Genomic DNA, 4,126 nt, shown 5'->3' with positions numbered 1-4,126 from the left:
GCGCCGGCCGACGGCAATACCATCCTGCTGGGCAATATCGGCACCCAGTCCATCAACCCCATCCTCTACAAGAAGCTGCCCTACGACGCCAAGACGGCTTTCGCCCCCGTCAGCCTGGTCGCCGAGCTGCCCCAGGTGCTGCTGGTGCATCCCGGCGTGCAGGCCAAGGACGTGGCCGGATTGATTGCCCTGCTCAAGGCCCAGCCCGGCAAGCTCAGCTACAGCACCTCGGGTCCGGGCGGCTCCATGCACCTGGCCGGCGAGATGTTCAAGAGCGCCACCCAGACCGATATCCAGCATGTGGCCTACCGAGGTGGCGGGCCGGCCATCGTGGACCTGCTGTCCGGTCATGTGCAGATCACGTTTGCCACCGTGCTCGAAAGCCTGGGTCACATCAAGGCCGGCAAGCTGCGCGCCCTGGCCGTGACTGGTGACAAGCGTGTGCCGGCACTGCCCGATGTGCCCACGGTGGCCGAGACCGTGCCAGGTTTCAAGTCCATCTCCTGGGTGGGCGTGCTGGCTCCGGCCAAGACGCCGCAGGCCACCATCGACCGTCTGGCAGCGGCCATCCGCGATACCGTGGCCCAGCCCGACATCGCCCAGCGGCTCAACGAACAGGGCGCTGTCGCCAGGACCACCACACCCCGGCAGTTCGCCGCGCTGATCGAGTCCGACTACACGACCTACGCCCAGCTCATTGCCGAAAAGGGGATCAAGGCCGAATAAGCTTTAAACCCCTGGCGGCCCGCACAAGCGGGCCGCTTTCTCCCCTGGAGGCTGCGGCCTCCACCATTGACCAAAGCAAGGAATTCCCGGCATGGCGACCACCCGACCACGCGTTCTTCAATACGGCAAGATGCCGCTGACCCAGCTTGATGCCGAACTGGCTCAGGCCTACGAGGTGAGCATCCTCTCCGAGCAGCCCGATCCCGAGCGCTTTCTTGTCGAGCATGGCGGCCAGTTCGAATATGCGGTCACCTCGGCCGCCATGGGCCTGCCTGCGGGCGTGGTCGACGCTCTGCCCAATCTCAAGTTCGTGAGCAGCTTCGGCGTGGGCTTCGACGCCCTTGACAAGGACGCTCTGCTGCGCCGTGGCGCACGTGTGGGCTACACGCCCGGCGTGCTCGACGACTGCGTGGCCGACCTGGCCTTTGCCCTGCTGCTGGACGCCACGCGCGGCCTGAGCGAGTCCGACCGTTTCGTGCGCCGCGGCGACTGGAGCCAGAGCCGCTTCGGTATCCGCACCCGCGCCAGCGGCAAGCGCCTGGGCATCTTCGGCATGGGCCGCATCGGTTCCACCGTGGCGCGCCGCGCCTCGGGCTTCGACATGGAAGTGGCCTATCACAACCGCCGCCCCGTCGAAGGCTCGCCCCACCAGTACCTGCCCTCGCTGCTGGAGCTGGCGCGCTGGGCCGACATCCTGGTCATCACCGCCGCCGGCGGCGAAGGCACGCGCCACCTGGTGAATGCCGAAGTGCTGGCCGCCCTGGGCCCGCAAGGTTTCCTGGTCAACGTGGCGCGCGGCAGCGTGGTCGACGAAGCCGCCCTGGCCGATGCCCTGGAGAGCAAGCGCATCGCCGGCGCCGGCCTGGACGTGTTCGAGGACGAGCCCCGCCCCCTGCCTGCCCTGCTGGCCCTGGACAACGTGGTGCTGGCCCCGCACATCGCCAGCGGCACCCACGAAACCCGCCGCGCCATGGCCGACCTGGTGCTGTACAACCTGCAGCAGTTCATCGCCACGGGCCGCCCTGCGGCCGAGGTGCCCTGGTCCGCTGCACAGTGATTTCCTTTTCCCTCCGAGTCTGTTGAAGAGCCTTCCCATGTCCACTACCCCGACCATCACCGCCATTGAAGTCATCCCCGTCGCCGGCCGCGACGGCATGCTCATGAACCTCAGCGGCGCTCATGCGCCCTACTTCACCCGCAACATTGTGTTGGTGCACGACAGCGCGGGCCGTACGGGGGTGGGCGAGGTACCGGGCGGAGAAGGCATCCGCCAGGCGCTGGAGGACAGCCAGCAGGTGCTGATCGGCCGCTCCATCGGCCAGCACCTGCAGTTGCTGCAAGAGGTGCAGAAATCCCTGGAAGGCCGCGACACCGGTGGCCGTGGCCTGCAGACGTTCGATCTGCGCATCGGCGTGCACGCTGTGACCGCCATCGAATCCGCCCTGCTGGACCTGCTGGGCCAGCACCTGGGCGTACCCGTGGCCGCACTGCTGGGCGAAGGCCAGCAGCGCGAGCGCGTGGAAATGCTGGGCTACCTGTTCTTCGTGGGCCCCAGCGACAAGACCGGCTTGGACTACGTCAAGCCCGGTGAAGACAAGCTGGGCACGGACGACTGGACCCAGGTGCGCCACATGACGGCCATGACACCCGAGACCATCGTGCGCCAGGCCGAAGCCGCCTACGCACGCTACGGCTTCAACGACTTCAAGCTCAAGGGCGGCGTGCTGGCCGGCGAGCAGGAAGTCGAAGCCGTGACGGCCCTGGCGAAACGTTTCCCCGAGGCCCGCGTCACCCTGGACCCCAACGGCGGCTGGTTGCTCAAGGACGCCATCCGCCTGATGCGCGACATGCGCGGCGTGCTGGCCTATGCCGAAGACCCCTGCGGCGCCGAAGGCGGTTTCTCGGGCCGTGAAGTCATGGCCGAATTCCGCCGCGCCACCGGCCTGCCCACGGCCACCAACATGGTCGCCACCGACTGGCGCCAGATGGTGCACGCCCTGTCGCTGCAGTCCGTGGACATCCCTCTGGCCGACCCCCATTTCTGGACCATGGCCGGCTCGGTGCGCGTGGGCCAGACCTGCCGCGACTGGGGCCTGACCTGGGGCTCGCACTCCAACAACCACTTCGACATCTCGCTGGCCATGTTCACCCACGTGGCCGCCGCCGTGCCCGGCAAGGTCACGGCCATCGACACGCACTGGATCTGGCAGGACGGCCAGTACCTCACGCAGAACCCGTTGCAGATCAAGGGCGGTTTTGTGGAGGTGCCCAAGACCCCCGGCCTGGGCGTGACCGTGGACCGCGAAGCCCTCAAGCGCGCCAACGCCCTGTACCTGGAACACGGCCTGGGCGCGCGCGACGACGCCATCGCCATGCAGCACCTGATCCCCGGCTGGAAGTTCGACAACAAACGGCCTTGCATGGTGAGGTAATGCCTCCCCCCTGAGGCGCTGCGCGCCTTCCCTCCAGGGGGACGACGCCATCGCTGCGGGGCGGCGCGGCCGGCCAGGCCCTTGCTCGGTGTCCCTGGCATGGGCCACGCCAGTAGCAAGCGCCATGCCCTGACCGCCACGCCGCTGCGTTTCTCACACTGCCATCGACCCCCTCTTTTTCTTACGGAGAACTCCATGTTCCGCTACGACAACCTCATCAATGGCCAATGGACGGCCGCTACCACTTACAGCCCCAACACCAACCCCAGCGATCTGTCCGATGTGATCGGTGAGTACGCCCAGGGCGGTGCAGCCGACGTGCAGGCCGCCGTGGCCGCCGCCACGGCCGCTTTCCCGGCCTGGTCCACCTCGGGCATCCAGGCGCGTTCCGACGCCCTGGACAAGATCGGCACGGAGATCCTGGCGCGCAAGGCGGAGCTGGGCGAGCTGCTGGCCCGCGAGGAAGGCAAGACCCTGCCCGAAGCCATTGGCGAAGTCGGCCGCGCCGGCCAGATCTTCAAGTTCTTTGCCGGTGAATGCCTGCGCCTGACGGGCGAGACCGTGCCTTCGGTGCGTCCCGGCATCGGCGTGGAAATCACGCGCGAGCCCATCGGCGTGGTCGGCCTGATCACGCCCTGGAACTTCCCCATCGCCATCCCCGCCTGGAAGATCGCCCCGGCCCTGGCCTTCGGCAACTGCGTGGTGCTCAAGCCCGCCGACCTGGTGCCCGGCAGCGCCTGGGCCCTGGCCGACATCATCCACCGCTCTGGCATCCCCGCCGGTGTGTTCAACCTGGTCATGGGCCGCGGCCGCGTGATCGGCGAGGCCCTGGTCAACCATGCCGACGTGGCGGCGATCAGCTTCACGGGCTCGACCGGCGTGGGCCGCGGCATTGCCGAAGCCTGCGTCAAAAGCGGCAAGAAGGTGCAGCTGGAAATGGGCGGCAAGAACCCCCAGATCGTGCTGGA

General features: G+C 67.8%; 4 protein-coding genes. All 4 read left to right on the top strand.

Going from position 1 to position 4,126, the window contains the following annotated elements; translation table 11 throughout:
* Nucleotides 1-726 (top strand): Bug family tripartite tricarboxylate transporter substrate binding protein (locus ACLBXN_RS24475; protein WP_447613870.1); only part of this gene is annotated, 726 nt, incomplete at its 5' end.
* A gap of 91 nt (nt 727-817) precedes the next feature.
* Nucleotides 818-1,783, top strand: coding sequence for a 2-hydroxyacid dehydrogenase (locus ACLBXN_RS24470; protein ID WP_447613869.1), 966 nt, complete (start codon nt 818-820; stop codon nt 1,781-1,783).
* 37 nt (nt 1,784-1,820) lie between these two features.
* A complete protein-coding gene (locus ACLBXN_RS24465) occupies nt 1,821-3,158 on the top strand; it encodes an enolase C-terminal domain-like protein (RefSeq protein ID WP_447613868.1) in 1,338 nt (445 codons plus the stop codon).
* A 195-nt stretch (nt 3,159-3,353) separates the two neighbouring features.
* The coding region (locus tag ACLBXN_RS24460) for an aldehyde dehydrogenase family protein (RefSeq protein WP_447613867.1) at nt 3,354-4,126 on the top strand (773 nt) is incomplete at its 3' end.

It is taken from the genome of Comamonas sp. C24C (assembly GCF_053345995.1).
This window is presented reverse-complemented; position numbering and strand designations above follow the sequence as displayed.